Raw genomic sequence first — 16627 nt, 5'->3', positions numbered from 1 at the left:
CTATGCAATGGGAAGTCGTGATCGGGCTGGAGATTCATACCCAGCTCGCCACCCAATCGAAGATTTTCTCCGGTAGCGCCACCACGTTCGGCTCCGAGCCCAACACCCAGGCCAGCCTGGTCGACCTGGGCATGCCCGGCGTGCTGCCGGTGTTGAACCAGGAAGCGGTGCGCATGGCGGTGATGTTCGGCCTGGCGATTGACGCCGAAATCGGCCAGCACAACGTGTTCGCGCGCAAGAACTACTTCTACCCGGACCTGCCCAAGGGCTACCAGATCAGCCAGATGGAATTGCCGATCGTCGGCAAGGGCCACCTGGACATCCCGCTGGAAGACGGCACCATCAAGCGCGTCGGCGTGACCCGTGCGCACCTGGAAGAAGACGCCGGCAAGAGCCTGCACGAAGAATTCCCCGGCGCGACCGGTATCGACCTGAACCGTGCCGGTACGCCGCTGCTGGAAATCGTGTCCGAGCCGGACATGCGCAGCGCCAAGGAAGCCGTGGCCTACGTCAAGACCATCCACGCGTTGGTGCGCTACCTGGGCATCTGCGACGGCAACATGGCCGAAGGCTCGCTGCGTTGCGACTGCAACGTGTCGATCCGTCCAAAGGGCCAGGTTGAGTTTGGCACTCGCTGCGAGATCAAGAACGTCAACTCGTTCCGCTTCATCGAGAAAGCGATCAACAGCGAAGTGCGTCGCCAGATCGAGCTGATCGAAGACGGCGGCAAGGTCATCCAGCAAACTCGCCTGTACGACCCGAACAAAGACGAAACCCGCGCCATGCGCAGCAAAGAGGAAGCCAACGACTACCGTTACTTCCCCGATCCGGACCTGTTGCCGGTGGTGCTGGAGGACTCGTTCCTCAACGAGATCCGCGCCACCCTGCCGGAACTGCCGCAGCAGAAACGCGAGCGCTTCCAGGAACAGTTCGGCCTGTCGGTCTACGATGCGAGCGTCCTGGCGTCCAGCCGCGAGCAAGCCAACTACTTCGAAAAAGTCGTGAGCATTGCCGGTGACGCCAAGCTGGCGGCCAACTGGGTGATGGTTGAGCTGGGCAGCCTGTTGAACAAGCAGGGCCTGGAAATCGACGAGGCCCCGGTCAGCGCCGAGCAACTGGGCGGCATGCTGCTGCGCATCAAGGACAACACCATCTCCGGCAAAATCGCCAAGACCGTGTTCGAAGCCATGGCCGGCGGCGAAGGCAGCGCCGACGAGATCATCGAGAAGCGCGGCCTCAAGCAAGTCACCGACAGCGGCGCGATCTCGGCCGTGCTGGATGAAATGCTCGCGGCCAACGCCGAGCAGGTCGAACAATACCGTGCGGCAGACGAAGCCAAGCGCGGCAAGATGTTCGGCTTCTTTGTGGGCCAGGCGATGAAAGCCTCCAAAGGCAAGGCCAACCCGCAACAGGTGAACGAATTGCTGAAAAGCAAACTCGAAGGCTGACAGCGGTGAAGAGACCGAGTGAGACCTCATGCTCAACTCGGCCTACTGTGGGAGGGGGCTTGCCCCCGATGAGGGTGTATCAGCCAGCAATTCTATTGACTGACGCGCCGCTATCGGGGCAAGCCCCCTCCCACATTCAATAGGGGGATAACCTGAAAATGAAGCGTCTACTCGGCCTCCTGGCCCTGTTCTCCCTGTTGGCCGGCTGCGCCAGCGGCCTCATCGACCCCAACGGCTACGACGAAACCGGCACCGCGTCCTACTACGGCGCCAAACACCACGGCAAGAAAACTGCCAGCGGTGAGCCCTTCAACCAGAACGCCCTGACCGCCGCCCACCGGCGCCTGCCCTTCGGCACGCAGGTCAAGGTCACCAATCTCGACAACGACCGATCCGTGGTTGTCCGCATCAATGATCGCGGCCCGCATACACGTGGGCGCTTGATCGATCTTTCACGCAAGGCCGCCCAACAGCTGGGTATGATCGGCAGCGGTACGGCGCGAGTTCGCGTGCAAGCCCTGAGCAATTGAAAACGGAGCCCTGGCCATTTTCGGATTAACCGCCCTCTCGCCCTGGAGCCTGCTGGAATTGGTCAGCGGCCTGGTGCTGCTGATCCTCGGTGCCGAAATCCTGGTGCGTGCCGCCGTGCGCCTGGCCGCTAGCCTCAAGGTGCGGCCACTGATCATCGGCCTGACCATCGTCGCCTTCGGCAGCAGCGCACCGCAAATGACCGTCAGCCTGCAAGCCACCCTGGCCGGCAATACCGATATCGCCGTGGGCAGCGTGATCGGCAGCAGCATCTTCAACATCCTGGTGACCCTGGGCCTGTCGGCGCTGATTATTCCGCTGCGGGTCTCACGCCAGTTGGTGCGCCTGGACATCCCCGTGATGATCCTGGCCGGGCTGCTGGTGTTCACCCTGGCGGCCAACGAAGAACTCACGCCCATCGACGGCCTGGTGCTGCTTGTTGCCCTGCTCGCTTACCTCGGCGTATTGCACTACCAGACGCGCCACTCCCGCCGCCCGCGCACCCTGGACACAGTGGCCAGGGCGCCCTGGCTGAGCAGCGTGCTGCTGATGATCGGTGGTTTTCTGATCCTGGTGCTGGCCGGGCATTTGCTGTTGGGCGCGGCGGTGGATGTGGCGAGCGACCTGGGCCTGTCGGAACGTGTGATCGGGCTGACCCTGATCGGTGTCGGCACCTCCCTGCCCTGCCTGGCGACGTCGCTGATCGCCGCCTTGCGCGGCGAGCGGGACATTGCCGTGGGTAACGTGATCGGCAGCAACCTGTTCAACCTGCTCGGCGTGTTGGGCCTGACTGCCCTGCTCGCCCCGTCTCCGCTGCCGGTGTCGCCCAATGCCCTGGATTTCGACCTGCCGGTGATGCTCGGCGTGGTGGTGCTGTGCCTGCCGGTGTTCTACACCGGTTACCGCGTGACCCGCGCCGAAGGCCTGGTGCTGCTGGGCCTGTATCTGGCGTACGGGCTGCACGTGATGGCGTTCACCACGGGCATGCCCCTGGCCAACAAGCTTGAACAACTGATGCTGTATTACGTCCTGCCAGTGCTGGTGGCTTTCCTGTTGTTCAGCACGCTGCAAGCCTGGCGCCGCCAACACAAGAGGGAACCGCAATGACCGATCAGAAGAAGCCCGGGGTACAAATGCGCCGCCAGGTCATGGGCGATGCGTTCGTCGACCGCGCCCTGGGCAATGCCACCGAGTTCAGCCAGCCGTTGCAGGATTTCGTCAACGAACATGCCTGGGGCAGCGTATGGAACCGCGAAGGGTTGCCGCTGAAGACCCGCAGCCTGATCACCCTCGCCGCCCTGACCGCGCTCAAGTGCCCGCAGGAATTGAAGGGCCACGTGCGCGGCGCACTGAACAACGGTTGTACCGTGGAAGAGATTCGCGAAGCGCTGCTGCATTGTGCGGTGTATGCCGGTGTGCCGGCGGCGATTGATGCGTTCCGTGCCGCCCAGGAAGTGATCGACGCGTATCAGACCGATCAGCAGTGACGGTCAGATAGCTATCGGGGGCAAGCCCCCTCCCACTTTGACTGTGCTCTCCCGTCCAATGTGGGAGGGGGCTTGCCCCCGATTGGCCCTCACAGGCACCCGAGCGTTCAGATCCAACCACCCGCCTGCAACACAAAGATCCCGATATTCGTGGTCACCGCCGCCATCAAGGTGGTGATCACGATAATCGCTGCCGCCAGTTCATGGTTACCCTCCGCCGCCCTGGCCATCACAAAGCTCGCCGCGGCGGTCGGTGCGCCGAAGTACAGGAACAGAATCCCCAACTCCGGCCCGCGAAAGCCCAGCAGCCAGGCGCCCAGGGTGGCGACCACCGGCAGCCAGACCATCTTCATCAGGCTTGCGCTCAATGCCATGTTGCCGCTCTTGCGCAACGCCGCCAGTGACAAGGTGCCGCCGATGCAGATCAATGCCAGCGGCAAGGTAGTGTCCGCCAGGTACTGCATGGATTTTTCCAGCCAACCGGGCAGGCCGATCTGGAAATAGGCGAACGGCGCCGCCGCGATCACGCTGATGATCAACGGATTGGCCAGTACACTCTTGCAGATGCTCCACGGGTCGGACTTGATCACCGGGCTGTACACCGCCAGCACGATGGTCGACAGCGTGTTGTAGAACAGGATCACCAGCGCTGCGAGGATCGCGCCGAGGGAGATGCCGTAGTCACCGTACATGCTGGCGGCCAGCGCCAGGCCAATCACGCCGTTATTACCGCGAAACGCCCCCTGGGTGTAGATGCCCCGGTCTTCACGCGGGCAACGAAAGATCGCCCAGCCCCAGGCCAGGGCAAAGCTGAGCAAGGTGGCGACGGCAAAATAGATCAGCAAGCCCGGCTTGAGTGCCGAATGCAGGTCGGCATGCAGGATGCCGAGGAACAGCAGCGCCGGCATGGTGACGTTGAACACCAGGGACGAGGCCGTGTGGATGAAGTTGTCGTTGATCCAGTTGATGCGCTTGAGCAGCACACCGAGGAACAGCATGGCAAACACCGGCGCGGTGATGGTGAGGGTGGAGAGGAAAATTGCCAGCATGCCGGGGAGAACCTTGGTGAGCGTCGTTAGGTGGCTAATGATAAGCCAGTGTAGGCCGCTTCGTCTGGTCTACCGCTATCGGGGCAAGCCCCCTCCCACCTCTGACGGTGCTCACCGTTCAAAATGTGGGAGGGGGCTTGCCCCCGATGCAGGCGACTCGGTCTCAGGTAATAGGCGCCGGGTTAAACAAGGTGATGTCGTTATGCAGCTTGTGGTGTTCCGCCCATGTCTGCTTCTTGCCGCTGGCCACATCCAGGTAGAAGTGAAACAGCTCCCAGCCCAACTCCTCGATAGTCGCACGCCCGGTGGCAATGCGCCCGGCGTCGATATCGATCAGGTCCGGCCAGCGCTGCGCCAGCTCAGTACGCGTCGACACCTTCACCACCGGCGCCATCGCCAGGCCGTACGGCGTGCCACGCCCGGTGGTGAATACGTGCAGGTTCATCCCCGCCGCCAGTTGCAAGGTGCCACACACAAAGTCACTGGCCGGCGTTGCGCAAAAGATCAGGCCCTTGCCCTTGAAACGCTCACCCGGACCAAGCACACCGTTGATCGCGCTGCTGCCGGACTTGACGATGGAACCCAGGGACTTCTCGACGATGTTCGACAACCCGCCCTTCTTGTTGCCAGGCGTGGTGTTGGCACTGCGATCCGCCTCGCCCTTGGCCAGGTAACGGTCGTACCAATCCATTTCCCGGACCAGCTCCTGGGCAACTTCCTTCGTCTCTGCACGCGAAGTCAGCAAGTAGATGGCATCCCGTACTTCAGTGACCTCGGAAAACATCACCGTCGCCCCGGCCCGCAGCAGCAAGTCCGAGGCATAGCCCAGCGCCGGGTTGGCGGTGATGCCAGAGAACGCATCACTGCCGCCGCACTGCATGCCCAGGATCAGCTCGGACGCCGGCACCGTTTCGCGACGGCGCTGGTCAAGCTTCTTCAAGCGCACCTCCGCCAGCTCCATGATCTGCTCGATCATCTCGGTAAACCCGTGGCTGGAGTCCTGCAGGCGATACAGCCAGGGCTCACTCAGGTCCACCGAGCTGTCGTTGTCGTGCATCACCTGCCCGGCCTGCAATTTCTCGCAGCCCAGGCTGATCACCAGGGCCTCGCCCCCCAGGTTCGGGTTGCGCGCCAGATTGCGCACGGTGCGGATCGGGATGTAGGCGTCCGTCGCGGTAATCGCCACGCCACAGCCGTAGCTGTGGGTCAGCGCCACCACGTCATCGACATGCGGGTACCTGGGCAGCAATTCATCCTTGATTCGCTTGACCGCATGGTCCAGCACGCCCGTGACGCACTGCACCGTGGTGGTGATGCCGAGAATATTGCGCGTACCCACGGTGCCGTCGGCGTTGCGATACCCCTCGAAGGTAAAGCCCTCCAGTGGCGCCTGGGTTTCAGGCACCTCGGTGGACAGCGGCAAGCTGTCCAGCGGCGGCGCGGTGGGCATGCGCAGTTGATCTTCCTGCACCCAACTGCCGCGTGGAATCGGTGCCAGCGCATAACCGATGGTCTGGCCGTAGCGAATGATCTGGCCACCTTCGGGGATATCTTCCAGGGTCACTTTGTGGCTCTGGGGGATGAAATCCACGGTCACCAGGCCGTCCGGGAACTCGGTCCCGGCCGGGACGCCCTGGTCATTGACCACGATCACCACGTTGTCGCGCTCGTGCAAACGAATCGAGCGCGGCGAGTCGGCATGTTCAATCAACTGCATTACATCGCCCCTCAGGAATGCGCTTCGGTTAGGTGGGTCAACTCAGGCCCCTTGGTGGGCGGCTCTTTGAGTACTACACGCTTGATCGGCCCAACGATGACCAGATAGCTGAACACCGCTACCAGTGCGTTGGCGCCGACGAACACCAGGGCCCATTTGAACGAACCGGTGGTGCTGATGATGTAGCCGATGACAATCGGCGTGGTGATCGACGCGAGGTTACCGAAGGTGTTGAACAAGCCGCCACTGAGGCCGGCGATTTGTTTCGGCGAGGTGTCGGACACCACCGCCCAACCCAGTGCGCCAACGCCCTTGCCGAAGAAGGCCAAGGCCATGAAGCCGACCACCATCCATTCGATATCCACGTAGTTGCACGCCACGATGCTGCTGGAGATCAGCAGGCCACCAATGATTGGCGCCTTGCGCGCGAAGGTCAGGGAATGGCCCTTGCGCAGCAGGTAATCGGAAATTACCCCACCGAGCACGCCACCGATAAACCCGCAGATTGCCGGCAACGAGGCGATGAAACCGGCCTTGAGGATGGTCATGCCCCGGTCCTGCACCAGGTACACCGGGAACCAGGTGAGGAAGAAATAGGTGATGCCGTTGATGCAGTACTGGCCCAGGTAGACGCCGAGCATCATGCGGTTGGTCAGCAACTGGCGGATGTAATCCCACTTCGGCCCGTCGGTTTTCTTGCCCTTGCCTTTGTCCTGGTCCATATCGACCATGGCGCCGTTGGCCGCGATATGGTTGAACTCGGCTTCGTTGATCATCGGGTGCTGGCGCGGGCTGTGGATCACTTTCAGCCAGATCAACGAGAAAATGATGCCAATCACGCCCATCACGATAAACACGTGCTGCCAGCCGAAGCGGTAGACAATCCAGCCCATCAGCGGCGCAAACAGCACGGTGGCAAAGTATTGCGCCGAGTTGAAAATCGCCGATGCCGTACCGCGCTCGGCGGTAGGGAACCAGGCGGCCACAATCCGAGCGTTGCCGGGAAAGGACGGCGCTTCGGCCAGGCCCACCATGAAGCGCAGCATGAACAGCGCAACCACGGCGGTGGAGACCCCGAATTCACCGACATAGCCTTGCAGCACGGTGAACAGGGACCAGGTGAAGATGCTCAGGGCATAGACTTTTTTCGAGCCGAACCGGTCCAGCAGCCAGCCACCGGGGATTTGCCCGGCCACGTAGGCCCAACCGAATGCAGAGAAGATATAACCGAGGGTGACCGCGTCGATGCCGAGGTCTTTTTGCAGGCTGGAACCCGCGATGGCGATGGTGGCCCGGTCGGCGTAGTTGATCGTGGTCACCAGGAACAGCATGAGCAGGATCAAATAGCGGACGTGGGTCGGCTTGGTCGCTTGCATGTAGAAGTACTCCCACTAATTATTTTTTTTGCGGGTAATGGTTTTCTGTTTTTAGTGTGGGAGCCGGCAGGCATCCGGCTCCCACAAGGTGATGCGTCTTACGAACCGATGTAACTGGTCTTCACCACGGTGTAGAACTCTTGCGCATAGCGACCTTGCTCACGCGAACCATAGGATGAGCCCTTACGTCCACCGAAAGGAACGTGGTAATCCACACCGGCAGTCGGCAGGTTGACCATCACCATCCCGGCCTGGGAATGGCGCTTGAAGTGGTTGGCGTATTTGAGCGAGGTGGTGGCAATGCCCGCCGACAGCCCGAACTCGGTGTCGTTAGCCATGGCCAGCGCCGCTTCGTAGTCCGCCACGCGCACCACGTTGGCCACCGGGCCGAAGATCTCTTCACGGCTGATACGCATCGCAGCTTCGCTGTCGGCAAACAGCGTCGGTGCCAGGTAGTAGCCTTCGGTGTCGCAGGTCACCAGGCCGCCACCGCTCACCAGCCGCGCACCTTCGCTCTGGCCGATGTCGATGTACTTGAGGTCCTGGTCCAACTGGGCCTGGGACACCACCGGGCCGATGTCCGTGCCGCTCTTGAGTGCATGGCCGACCTTGATCGACTTCATGCGCTCCGCCATGGCCGCGACGAACTGGTCGTGGATGCCGGCGGTCACGATCAGACGGCTGGAAGCGGTGCAACGCTGGCCGGTGGAGTAGAACGCGCTCTGTACCGACAGCTCGACGGCCTGCTTGAGGTCGGCGTCGTCGAGGATGATCTGCGGATTTTTGCCGCCCATCTCCAACTGCACTTTGGCCTGGCGCGAGACGCAACTGACGGCGATCTGGCGCCCAACCCCCACAGAACCGGTGAAACTGATGCCATCGACCTTCGGGCTGTTGACCAGCACATCGCCAACCACGCGACCGCTGCCCATCACCAGGTTGAATACACCGGCGGGGAAACCGGCACGGGAAATGATTTCGGCCAGGGCCCAGGCACAGCCCGGCACCAACTCGGCGGGCTTGATCACCACGCAGTTACCGTAGGCCAGGGCCGGGGCGATCTTCCACGCGGGGATGGCGATCGGGAAGTTCCACGGCGTGATCAGGCCGACCACACCCAGGGCTTCACGGGTGACTTCAACGTTGACGCCTGGGCGTACCGACGGCACGTAGTCGCCGGACAGGCGCAGGCATTCGCCGGCGAAGAATTTGAAGATATTGCCGGCGCGGGTCACTTCGCCGATGGCTTCGGGCAGGGTCTTGCCCTCTTCACGGGCCAGCAGGGTGCCGAGCTCTTCGCGGCGGGCGAGGATCTCGCTGCCGACTTTATCCAAGGCATCGTGACGCGCCTGGATCCCGGACGTAGACCAGGCTGGGAATGCGGCACGGGCGGCATCAATGGCAGTGTTGACCTGAGCGACATCCGCCTTGGCATATTCGCCAATGACATCGGACAACTCCGACGGGTTGAGGTTGACGCAATAGTCGGCACCGGCCACCCACTGGCCATTGATGTAGTTATCGAAACGTTGGGCTTGGGACACAAATCTTCTCCTGACGCAAAAGGCCGCTGATTGCTCAGCGGCCTTGTAGATAGGTTATTGCGCGCCTTGCTTGTCGATCAGCGCGGCCAGGGCTTCGTATTCTTCCGGCAGCAAGTCGGTCAGCGGCGTGCGCACCGGGCCTGCGTCGTAGCCGGCGATTTTTGCACCTGCCTTGACGATGCTTACCGCGTAACCGGCCTTGCGGTTACGGATATCCAGGTACGGCAGGAAGAAGTCGTCGATGATCCTGGCGACGGTGGCGTGATCGTCCTTGGCAATCGCGTGGTAGAAATCCATCGCGGTTTTCGGGATGAAGTTGAACACCGCCGAGGAGTACACCGGCACGCCCAGGGCCTTGTAGGCAGCGGCGTAAACCTCTGCCGTCGGCAGGCCGCCGAGGTAGCTGAAACGGTCACCCAGGCGACGGCGGATCGACACCATCAACTCGATGTCACCCAGGCCATCCTTGTAGCCGATCAGGTTCGGGCAGCGCTCGGCCAGGCGTTCCAGCAGCGGCGCAGTCAGGCGGCACACGTTGCGGTTGTAGACCACCACGCCGATCTTGACCGACTTGCACACCGCTTCAACGTGGGCGGCAACGCCGTCCTGGCTGGCTTCGGTGAGGTAGTGCGGCAGCAGCAGCAGCCCCTTGGCACCGAGGCGTTCGGCTTCCTGGGCGTACTCGATAGCCTGGCGGGTCGAACCGCCGACGCCGGCGAGGATCGGCACGCTGGTGGCGCAGGTATCAACGGCGGTTTTCACCACCTGGGAATATTCGCTGGCGGCGAGGGAGAAAAACTCACCGGTGCCGCCGGCAGCGAACAAGGCAGTGGCGCCGTAAGGGGCGAGCCATTCCAGGCGCTTGATGTAGCCCGCCTGGTGGAAGTCACCCTGGGCGTTGAAATCGGTCACTGGGAAAGACAGCAGACCGTGGGAGAGGATGGACTTCAGTTCTTGTGGATTCATTATTCGAACACCCTGGGCGAAGACTTTCTATCGAAAGGTTGTTGTTGGTTTTGGTGATGTCGTACGTCATCGTACAACTATAAAAAGATTCGTCAACTGCAATTGATCAGACTTCACTCAACGAGGGGTTGAAGAGCGCCGTCTTGACGTAGGAAGCTTTTCCTCTATGCTCAATAAAACTGTATATACATACAGTTATTACGGAAGATTCCTACGACATAGCAAGGAGCTAACATGTCAGGTCTTGATCTCGCAGTATCCGAAAAGAAACCACCTGTCCTGCGTTTCGAAGGGGGTGAACACACCGCCATCGGCGACGACACCTTGCTGCGCTTCGCCAAGGACGCCCCGGCAATTCCCGCCCGCCAAGTCGAGTTGCACCTGCCCAACGTGCTGGCGTTGACTTACGGCCAGGTCATTGCCTTGGGCGGCGACTTTTATGGCATCCCCGGCCAACCCATCAGCGATGGCACCTCCCCGGCCGAACGCGTGCAACGCTTTACCGCTGCTTTCAACACGCTCGCCGTGCTGCCCGCTTCACGGGAAGAAGCGCACAAGATCCTCGCGGTGATGCAAAAGGAGATCAACGCGGTCAAACAGGCGATCAAGGATGGCAAGCAAGCCCATGAAGCCTACGACGCCTTAGGTGATACGTTGTCTGAGGAATGGAACCGCATCACCGGCGGTGGCAGCGCGGTGTCGGCGCTGATTCCACTGGGGCGCTATTTGAAGTTGGCGGCGGACAATGCCGATCACTTCGGCGAATGGGCGCTGTCCGCGTACCTGGCAGGGCATACGGCGGCGTTGCAACAAGCCGTCGTGGCCCATCAGACCGGTACCGACCAGGCACTGGAACTGGCCTATGCGATGAACAGTTTTGCTGATCACTTTTTGACCGACCTGTTTTCTGCCGGCCATTTGCGTGTGCCGCGTAAACAACTCGCCGCCGTGGTGACGCCCGGTGAGTTGGGTTCGCTGATCAGCCGCTTCATGCACGATGAAGACAGCAAATTCGGGCTGAAAGTGCGCAATGCCCTGGGCGATCAATGGCACGCGTATGGGGACAAGCGCTACTTCGATGATATCGATGCGGACAACCGGATGCAGGTCAAACGTGCGGTGCAAGCCTCAGCCGATGAAATCTTCAATACGTTTATCAGTGGTGCCGCACCCTCCCCGGCCAACTTCAAGGCACCGCTGTATGTGCCCGACCTGAATGCGGCACAGAACCCGGCGAACAACTTTTCGCCGCTGTTCAAGATGGAGGGAGACAAGGTGCTGCGCCGCAAGGATGTGAATGACCTGAACGACAAGCGCTGGACGAATGATTGGTGGGGGTGGAGTACGTATTTGTTGCTTAAGGACTATAAGCCCAACACGCCAGCTTGATCACCGCCGCCTGTCGCAACTGTGATTTCTGACAGTTACGCCCAAGTCGGCAAAAACTCATAAATAGCCTCAAGAGCCCCAGGGTGGATTCTTGGGGCTTTTTAATGCAACCCGCTTGCTCGTGCATTTAACGTTTTTATCTCCCTCACGCCATGAGGTTCATATGCGTATCTACTGCCATATCCGATCAACATCCTCAGGTCGCGCCAACAAACCCAATTATTTCGAGCTGGAAAGGGAGGCTCAGGTAGGCGATTTTGTCTATTTCAAGCTGGCGGACTTGTGGGTGGTTATAACAGCCAAATACATTTTCATGGCTGAGGGGGGCGGAGACAGCATTATCGTGCTCGATGCCCTGGCCACTGTTCCGCCAACGACCATTCGCCCACCGGCGGCTTGATCAACCTGCCCGTTCTGCCTCTTCATGGGCATGGCGCAGCCGTTCGCGACTGTTGGTCAGGTGCAAGCGCATCGCCGCCCGCGCCGCATCCGAATCCTGGCGGGCAATCGCCTCATAGATCTCTTCGTGTTCGCGGCTCAAACGGCTCATGTAGTGCTGCTGGTCATCATGGGCCAGGCGCGCCGAATTCAGGCGGGTGCGTGGAATGATGCTGGTGCCCAGGTGCGTCATGATGTCGGTGAAGTAGCGGTTGCCGGTGGACAGCGCGATTTCCAGGTGAAAGGCAAAGTCAGAAGCCACTGCATCGCCGGCGTGGGCCGCGCTTTCATTCAGGGCATCTAACGCCGCACGCATGGCGGCCAGTTGTTCATCGCTGCGGCGCAAGGCGGCCAGGCCGGCGGATTCCACTTCCAGGCTGATCCGCAATTCCAGAATCGCGAGCACGTCACGCAAGGTCACCACGGTCGCCGGGTCGATACGGAAGCCACTCGGGCTCGGCGTGTCCAGCACAAAGGTGCCGATACCATGACGGGTTTCCACCTGCCCCGCCGCCTGCAAGCGTGAGATGGCTTCACGCACCACCGTGCGGCTGACGCCATGGGCCTCCATGATCGCCGACTCGGTGGGCAACTTGTCGCCCCGCTTGAGCTGGCCATCGCGGATCTGCTCGGACAACACCGTGACCAATTCCTGGGCAAGGCTGCGGCGCTTGCGGGGAAGACGAGGGGCGGTGTTGGCGTTTTCCATGATGAATCATCTTTCTCGGTGAACGTGAGCACGCATCATAGCCCATGGTGGTTGTACGATCACCGTCCGGGCGCGACTTTCATCCACATCCTTCACGCAAAAAAATGCCCCGACACAGGTCGAGGCATTTTTTCGACAAACCCCGAGGGGAACGCCGTTTATTTCACCACTTTCAGGCTCGGCCGGCCGCTGGGACGCGGTGGCTCGGAATCCGGTGGCGGTTGATCATCGCCCTGTTCGCTTTCGATCGATTCGTCGTCCTCGAAAGGCGACTCCAGATCGAACACCATGCCTTGACCATTCTCCCGGGCATAGATGCCGAGGATGGCGCCAATCGGCACGTACAGCGTATGCGGCACGCCGCCGAAACGCCCTTCGAAGCTGACCGCTTCGTTGTCCATGTGCAGGTGGCGCACGGCACTGGGTGATACGTTCAGCACAATCTGCCCGTCGCTGGCAAAACCCTGCGGTACCTGAACCGCAGGAAATTCGGAATTGACCAGCATGTGCGGGGTGCAATCGTTGTCCACAATCCACTCATAGAGCGCGCGGACCAGGTAGGGTCGACTGGAGTTCATCAGCGGCTCCTTAAGCCTTAGCGCATATCGCGTTCGACACCAGACAGACTCGCCTGGAAAGCCTCACGCGCAAACTGGCGCTCCATGTAATCAAGCAGCGGCTTGGCTGGCCGCGGCAGTTCAATACCAAGAATCGGCAAACGCCAGAGTATCGGTAATAGGCAGCAATCCACCAAACTTTGTTCCTCACTGAGGAAAAAAGGCTTATCGGCGAACAGCGGCGAAACGCCGGTCAGGCTTTCGCGCAATTCCTTACGCGCCTGTACACGTGCCGCCTCTTTGCTGCGGGTATCCAGAATCAAATCCACCAGCCCGCACCAGTCACGCTGGATCCGGTGGATCAGCAGGCGGCTGTTGGCACGCGCCACCGGGTACACCGGCAGCAAGGGTGGATGCGGGTAACGCTCATCCAGGTATTCCATCACGACGGTCGACTCCCACAACGCCAGGTCACGATCGACCAGGGTGGGCAAGCTGCCGTAGGGGTTCACTTCGATCAGTTTGGGTGGATGACGACCTGCTTCCACACTGATGATCTCGGCGCTGACACCCTTCTCTGCGAGCACGATGCGTACTCGGTGGGAATAGTGGTCGGCGGGGTCGGAGTAACAGGCCAACCGGTTGGTCACGCCCATGGCGGTCCTCCTCGCTTGTTGAAATTATCGAAAGCTCAAAAACGAGCGCGCCCAGAGAGCATCTCTGTAACGCCTGGAACAACCAGACCGCTACGTATTCAGAGATGCCGCTGGGCGCGCAAGATTAACAGCAATTGCTTACGGTTGGATCAATGCACATCCTTCCAGTATTCGCGTTTGAGCAGATAGGCGAATACGAAGAAGAACGCCAGGTACAGCAACACATAGGTACCGATGCGCTGATGCTGCAGTTTGACCGGGTTGGCCGAGTAGGCCAGGAAGGTCACAAGGTTCTTGACCTTCTCGTCGAACTGCTCGTCTGTCAACGAACCTGGGGTTTCTATCTTCAGTTGATCGCACGCTTCATGGGTCAAAGGTGTGCCGGTCAACGGATCGTATTGCTTCTTGCCGTCTTCAACGACCTGAATCTGCTTGCATCCTACCACTTGCTTGCCTTGCAGGCCGACCAGAACGTTAGGCATGCCGACGTTCGGGAACACACGGTTGTTCACGCCATAAGGGCGCGCCGGGTCTTCGTAGAAGGATTTCAGGTAGCCGTAAAGCCAGTCGGTGCCGCGTACACGTGCCACCAGGGTCAGGTCGGGCGGTGCCGCGCCGAACCAGGTCTTGGCGTCGGCGGGCTTCATGCCGATGGTCATGTGGTCGCCGATCTTGGCGCCGGTGAACACCAGTTTCTCCAGCATCATTTCATGGGGGATACCGAGGTCATCGGCCACCCGCTCGTAACGCTGGAACTTGGCGCTGTGGCAGCCCATGCAGTAGTTGGCGAACGTACGCGCGCCGTCTTGCATGGCGGCCTTGTCAGACACGTCGATATCGACTTTTTCCAGCGCCGGGCCACCGTGCTCGGCGGCGAAGGACAGGAGCGGCAGCGCCGCAAGCATCAAAGCAACGAATAACTTTTTCATCAGCCAGTCACCCTTTCCGGAACCGGTTTGGTCTTCTCGAGCCGGGTGTAGAACGGCATCAGAATGAAGTAGGCGAAGTACAGGAAGGTGCAGACCTGCGACAGCAACGTACGCTCAGGGGTTGGCGCCAATACGCCGAGAACACCCAGGATGACGAAGGCAATGCAGAACACCCACAGCCAGATCTTGCTCAGCCAGCCCTTGTAGCGCATGGACTTGACCGGGCTACGGTCGAGCCAAGGCAACACGAACAGCACCGCGATGGCCGCGCCCATGGCGATCACGCCCATGAGTTTGTCGGGGATCGCGCGCAAGATCGCGTAGAACGGCGTGAAGTACCAGACCGGAGCAATGTGCTCGGGCGTCTTGAAGGCGTTGGCCTGTTCGAAGTTAGGCTTCTCCAGGAAATAACCGCCCATCTCCGGGAAAAAGAACACGATCGAGCAGAACACGAACAGGAACACCACCACACCGACAATGTCTTTCACGGTGTAGTAAGGGTGGAACGGAATGCCATCCAGCGGGATGCCGTTTTCGTCCTTGTGCTTCTTGATGTCCACGCCATCCGGGTTGTTGGAGCCGACCTCGTGCAACGCCAGGATGTGCAGCACCACCAGGCCCAGGATCACGATCGGCAGGGCCACAACGTGCAGGGCGAAGAAGCGGTTCAGGGTAATGCCGGAGATCAGGTAATCGCCCCGGATCCACTGGGTCAGGTCGTTGCCGATCACCGGGATCGCACCGAACAGCGAGATGATTACCTGGGCGCCCCAATACGACATCTGGCCCCACGGCAACAGGTAACCCATAAAGGCTTCGGCCATCAACGCGAGGTAGATCAGCATGCCGAACACCCACACCAGCTCACGCGGCTTCTGGTACGAGCCGTAGAGCAGGCCACGGAACATGTGCAGGTAGACGACGATAAAGAATGCCGACGCGCCGGTGGAGTGCAGCAGACGCAGGATCGAGCCGTACTCGACGTCACGCATGATGTACTCGACCGAGGCGAACGCCTCTTCCGCCGACGGCGTGTAGCTCATCGTCAGCCACACACCGGTGACGATCTGGTTGACCAGCACCAGCAGGGCCAGGGAGCCGAAGAAATAGAAGAAGTTGAAGTTTTTCGGCGCGTAATATTTGCTGAGGTGGTCTTCCCACATTTTAGTGGCGGGGAAGCGCGCATCCACCCAATCCATGAACTTGCTCATCACGCGTTCTCCTTATCGAGGCCAATGACAATGAGGTCGTCAGTTTCGTAGGTGTGCGGAGGAACCGGCAGGTTCAGGGGAGCAGGCTGGGATTTGTAGACGCGGCCAGCGAGGTCGTAGTGGGAGCCGTGGCAAGGGCAGAAATAACCGCCGACCCAATCCTTGCCCAGGTCGACAGGGGCCACTTCCGGGCGGAAGGTTGGCGAACAACCCAGATGGGTACACAGACCGACCAGCAGCAGGATCTCTGGCTTGATCGAACGCACTTCGTTTTTGGCGTAGGCGGGCTGGTCGGACTTCTCGGATTTGGGGTCAGACAACTGGCCTTCGATCTTCTTGAGATTCCCCAGGATTTCCTCGGTACGACGAACAATGAACACCGGCTGGCCGCGCCACTCAGCAATCATCTGCTGACCTGGCTCGATCTTGCTGATATTCACCTTCACCGGTGCACCTGCGGCTTTCGCCTTGGCACTGGGAAACCATGACCCCACGAACGGGACCGCAGCCCCCACCGCTCCTGCAGCACCCACCACGGATGTGGCTGCTACCAAGAAGCGACGCCGGCCTGCATTCACGCCGTCATTGCTCATTCAGTCCTCTCCCATCAGCTTTTTGGCCTG

17 protein-coding genes are annotated in these 16627 nt (G+C 60.5%); 6 read left to right on the top strand and 11 right to left on the bottom strand.

Annotation, left to right across the window (positions count from 1 at the left end; genetic code table 11):
* Window positions 1–2: 2 nt before the first annotated feature.
* The 4 genes from gatB (at window position 3) to AC3WP7_RS00980 (ending at window position 3463) form a co-directional block, all read left to right on the top strand.
* Window positions 3–1448: an Asp-tRNA(Asn)/Glu-tRNA(Gln) amidotransferase subunit GatB gene (gene gatB, locus AC3WP7_RS00995; protein WP_092240726.1), complete on the top strand. Its 1446-nt coding sequence runs from the start codon at window positions 3–5 to the stop codon at window positions 1446–1448.
* Window positions 1449–1606: 158 nt separating this feature from the next.
* Entirely contained in the window at window positions 1607–1978 is a 372-nt protein-coding gene (locus tag AC3WP7_RS00990; RefSeq protein ID WP_071491134.1) for a septal ring lytic transglycosylase RlpA family protein, read from the top strand.
* 58 nt (window positions 1979–2036) lie between these two features.
* A complete protein-coding gene (locus AC3WP7_RS00985; protein WP_102591610.1) occupies window positions 2037–3083 on the top strand; it encodes a calcium/sodium antiporter in 1047 nt (348 codons plus the stop codon).
* Window positions 3080–3463 (top strand): carboxymuconolactone decarboxylase family protein, encoded by a 384-nt coding sequence (locus tag AC3WP7_RS00980; RefSeq protein ID WP_092240723.1) that lies wholly within the window; start codon window positions 3080–3082, stop codon window positions 3461–3463. Before AC3WP7_RS00985 ends, AC3WP7_RS00980 begins: the two co-directional genes overlap by 4 nt.
* A 107-nt stretch (window positions 3464–3570) precedes the next feature.
* Here AC3WP7_RS00980 and AC3WP7_RS00975 read toward each other — a convergent pair whose 3' ends face one another.
* From AC3WP7_RS00975 to kdgD, 5 genes are all read right to left on the bottom strand, one after another.
* The gene (locus tag AC3WP7_RS00975; protein WP_092240722.1) at window positions 3571–4512 is read right to left on the bottom strand and encodes an AEC family transporter; all 942 of its coding nucleotides are present in this window, start codon (window positions 4510–4512) and stop codon (window positions 3571–3573) included.
* 163 nt (window positions 4513–4675) lie between these two features.
* Window positions 4676–6229, bottom strand: a complete 1554-nt coding sequence (garD, locus tag AC3WP7_RS00970) for a galactarate dehydratase (RefSeq protein ID WP_093119852.1) — start codon at window positions 6227–6229, stop codon at window positions 4676–4678.
* Between the two features lie 11 nt (window positions 6230–6240).
* A complete protein-coding gene (locus AC3WP7_RS00965; RefSeq protein WP_071491129.1) occupies window positions 6241–7605 on the bottom strand; it encodes an MFS transporter in 1365 nt (454 codons plus the stop codon).
* A 98-nt stretch (window positions 7606–7703) separates the two neighbouring features.
* Window positions 7704–9149, bottom strand: a complete 1446-nt coding sequence (locus tag AC3WP7_RS00960; RefSeq protein WP_012722211.1) for an aldehyde dehydrogenase family protein — start codon at window positions 9147–9149, stop codon at window positions 7704–7706.
* Window positions 9150–9203: 54 nt separating this feature from the next.
* Window positions 9204–10115, bottom strand: coding sequence for a 5-dehydro-4-deoxyglucarate dehydratase (gene kdgD / locus AC3WP7_RS00955; RefSeq protein ID WP_092240718.1), 912 nt, complete (start codon window positions 10113–10115; stop codon window positions 9204–9206).
* A 234-nt stretch (window positions 10116–10349) separates the two neighbouring features.
* On the opposite strand from kdgD, the gene AC3WP7_RS00950 reads away from it, so the two are divergent.
* Together AC3WP7_RS00950 and AC3WP7_RS00945 are read left to right on the top strand one after the other, a co-directional pair.
* Window positions 10350–11504 carry a phospholipase gene (locus AC3WP7_RS00950; RefSeq protein WP_102591611.1) on the top strand — a complete coding sequence of 385 codons (1155 nt, stop codon included), beginning with the start codon at window positions 10350–10352 and terminating at the stop codon, window positions 11502–11504.
* A gap of 163 nt (window positions 11505–11667) precedes the next feature.
* On the top strand, window positions 11668–11904 hold the full coding sequence (locus AC3WP7_RS00945) for a hypothetical protein (protein ID WP_093119861.1): 237 nt from the start codon (window positions 11668–11670) through the stop codon (window positions 11902–11904).
* Here AC3WP7_RS00945 and AC3WP7_RS00940 read toward each other — a convergent pair whose 3' ends face one another.
* The 6 genes from AC3WP7_RS00940 to petA all read right to left on the bottom strand — a co-directional run bounded on the left by AC3WP7_RS00940 (window position 11905) and on the right by petA (window position 16597).
* Complete coding sequence (locus AC3WP7_RS00940) at window positions 11905–12651, bottom strand: FadR/GntR family transcriptional regulator (RefSeq protein WP_093119864.1); 747 nt, start codon at window positions 12649–12651, stop codon at window positions 11905–11907.
* 158 nt (window positions 12652–12809) lie between these two features.
* Window positions 12810–13229, bottom strand: a complete 420-nt coding sequence (locus AC3WP7_RS00935) for a ClpXP protease specificity-enhancing factor (RefSeq protein ID WP_071491124.1) — start codon at window positions 13227–13229, stop codon at window positions 12810–12812.
* A 17-nt stretch (window positions 13230–13246) separates the two neighbouring features.
* The gene (locus AC3WP7_RS00930) at window positions 13247–13864 is read right to left on the bottom strand and encodes a glutathione S-transferase N-terminal domain-containing protein (protein ID WP_049710008.1); all 618 of its coding nucleotides are present in this window, start codon (window positions 13862–13864) and stop codon (window positions 13247–13249) included.
* Window positions 13865–14013: 149 nt separating this feature from the next.
* Window positions 14014–14793, bottom strand: coding sequence for a cytochrome c1 (locus AC3WP7_RS00925; RefSeq protein WP_071491123.1), 780 nt, complete (start codon window positions 14791–14793; stop codon window positions 14014–14016).
* The gene (locus tag AC3WP7_RS00920) at window positions 14793–16004 is read right to left on the bottom strand and encodes a cytochrome b (RefSeq protein ID WP_003171746.1); all 1212 of its coding nucleotides are present in this window, start codon (window positions 16002–16004) and stop codon (window positions 14793–14795) included. The genes AC3WP7_RS00925 and AC3WP7_RS00920 overlap by 1 nt, the downstream gene beginning before the upstream one ends.
* On the bottom strand, window positions 16004–16597 hold the full coding sequence (gene petA, locus AC3WP7_RS00915; RefSeq protein ID WP_016976232.1) for a ubiquinol-cytochrome c reductase iron-sulfur subunit: 594 nt from the start codon (window positions 16595–16597) through the stop codon (window positions 16004–16006). Before petA ends, AC3WP7_RS00920 begins: the two co-directional genes overlap by 1 nt.
* Between the last annotated feature and the right edge of the window lie 30 nt (window positions 16598–16627).

The organism is Pseudomonas sp. FW305-3-2-15-C-LB1 (assembly GCF_058787615.1).
The sequence above is the reverse complement of the archived record's forward strand: the minus strand, read 5'-3'. Positions and strand labels throughout refer to the sequence as shown.

What these genes read in the sequence shown, in the direction of transcription:
- gatB (WP_092240726.1), top strand. Translation starts at nt 3, where the DNA reads ATGCAATGGGAAGTCGTGATCGGGCTGGAGATTCATACCCAGCTCGCC.
- AC3WP7_RS00990 (WP_071491134.1), top strand. Translation starts at nt 1,607, where the DNA reads ATGAAGCGTCTACTCGGCCTCCTGGCCCTGTTCTCCCTGTTGGCCGGC.
- AC3WP7_RS00980 (WP_092240723.1), top strand. Translation starts at nt 3,080, where the DNA reads ATGACCGATCAGAAGAAGCCCGGGGTACAAATGCGCCGCCAGGTCATG.
- AC3WP7_RS00975 (WP_092240722.1), bottom strand. Translation starts at nt 4,512, where the DNA reads ATGCTGGCAATTTTCCTCTCCACCCTCACCATCACCGCGCCGGTGTTT.
- garD (WP_093119852.1), bottom strand. Translation starts at nt 6,229, where the DNA reads ATGCAGTTGATTGAACATGCCGACTCGCCGCGCTCGATTCGTTTGCAC.
- AC3WP7_RS00965 (WP_071491129.1), bottom strand. Translation starts at nt 7,605, where the DNA reads ATGCAAGCGACCAAGCCGACCCACGTCCGCTATTTGATCCTGCTCATG.
- kdgD (WP_092240718.1), bottom strand. Translation starts at nt 10,115, where the DNA reads ATGAATCCACAAGAACTGAAGTCCATCCTCTCCCACGGTCTGCTGTCT.
- AC3WP7_RS00950 (WP_102591611.1), top strand. Translation starts at nt 10,350, where the DNA reads ATGTCAGGTCTTGATCTCGCAGTATCCGAAAAGAAACCACCTGTCCTG.
- AC3WP7_RS00945 (WP_093119861.1), top strand. Translation starts at nt 11,668, where the DNA reads ATGCGTATCTACTGCCATATCCGATCAACATCCTCAGGTCGCGCCAAC.
- AC3WP7_RS00940 (WP_093119864.1), bottom strand. Translation starts at nt 12,651, where the DNA reads ATGGAAAACGCCAACACCGCCCCTCGTCTTCCCCGCAAGCGCCGCAGC.
- AC3WP7_RS00935 (WP_071491124.1), bottom strand. Translation starts at nt 13,229, where the DNA reads ATGAACTCCAGTCGACCCTACCTGGTCCGCGCGCTCTATGAGTGGATT.
- AC3WP7_RS00930 (WP_049710008.1), bottom strand. Translation starts at nt 13,864, where the DNA reads ATGGGCGTGACCAACCGGTTGGCCTGTTACTCCGACCCCGCCGACCAC.
- AC3WP7_RS00925 (WP_071491123.1), bottom strand. Translation starts at nt 14,793, where the DNA reads ATGAAAAAGTTATTCGTTGCTTTGATGCTTGCGGCGCTGCCGCTCCTG.
- AC3WP7_RS00920 (WP_003171746.1), bottom strand. Translation starts at nt 16,004, where the DNA reads ATGAGCAAGTTCATGGATTGGGTGGATGCGCGCTTCCCCGCCACTAAA.
- petA (WP_016976232.1), bottom strand. Translation starts at nt 16,597, where the DNA reads ATGAGCAATGACGGCGTGAATGCAGGCCGGCGTCGCTTCTTGGTAGCA.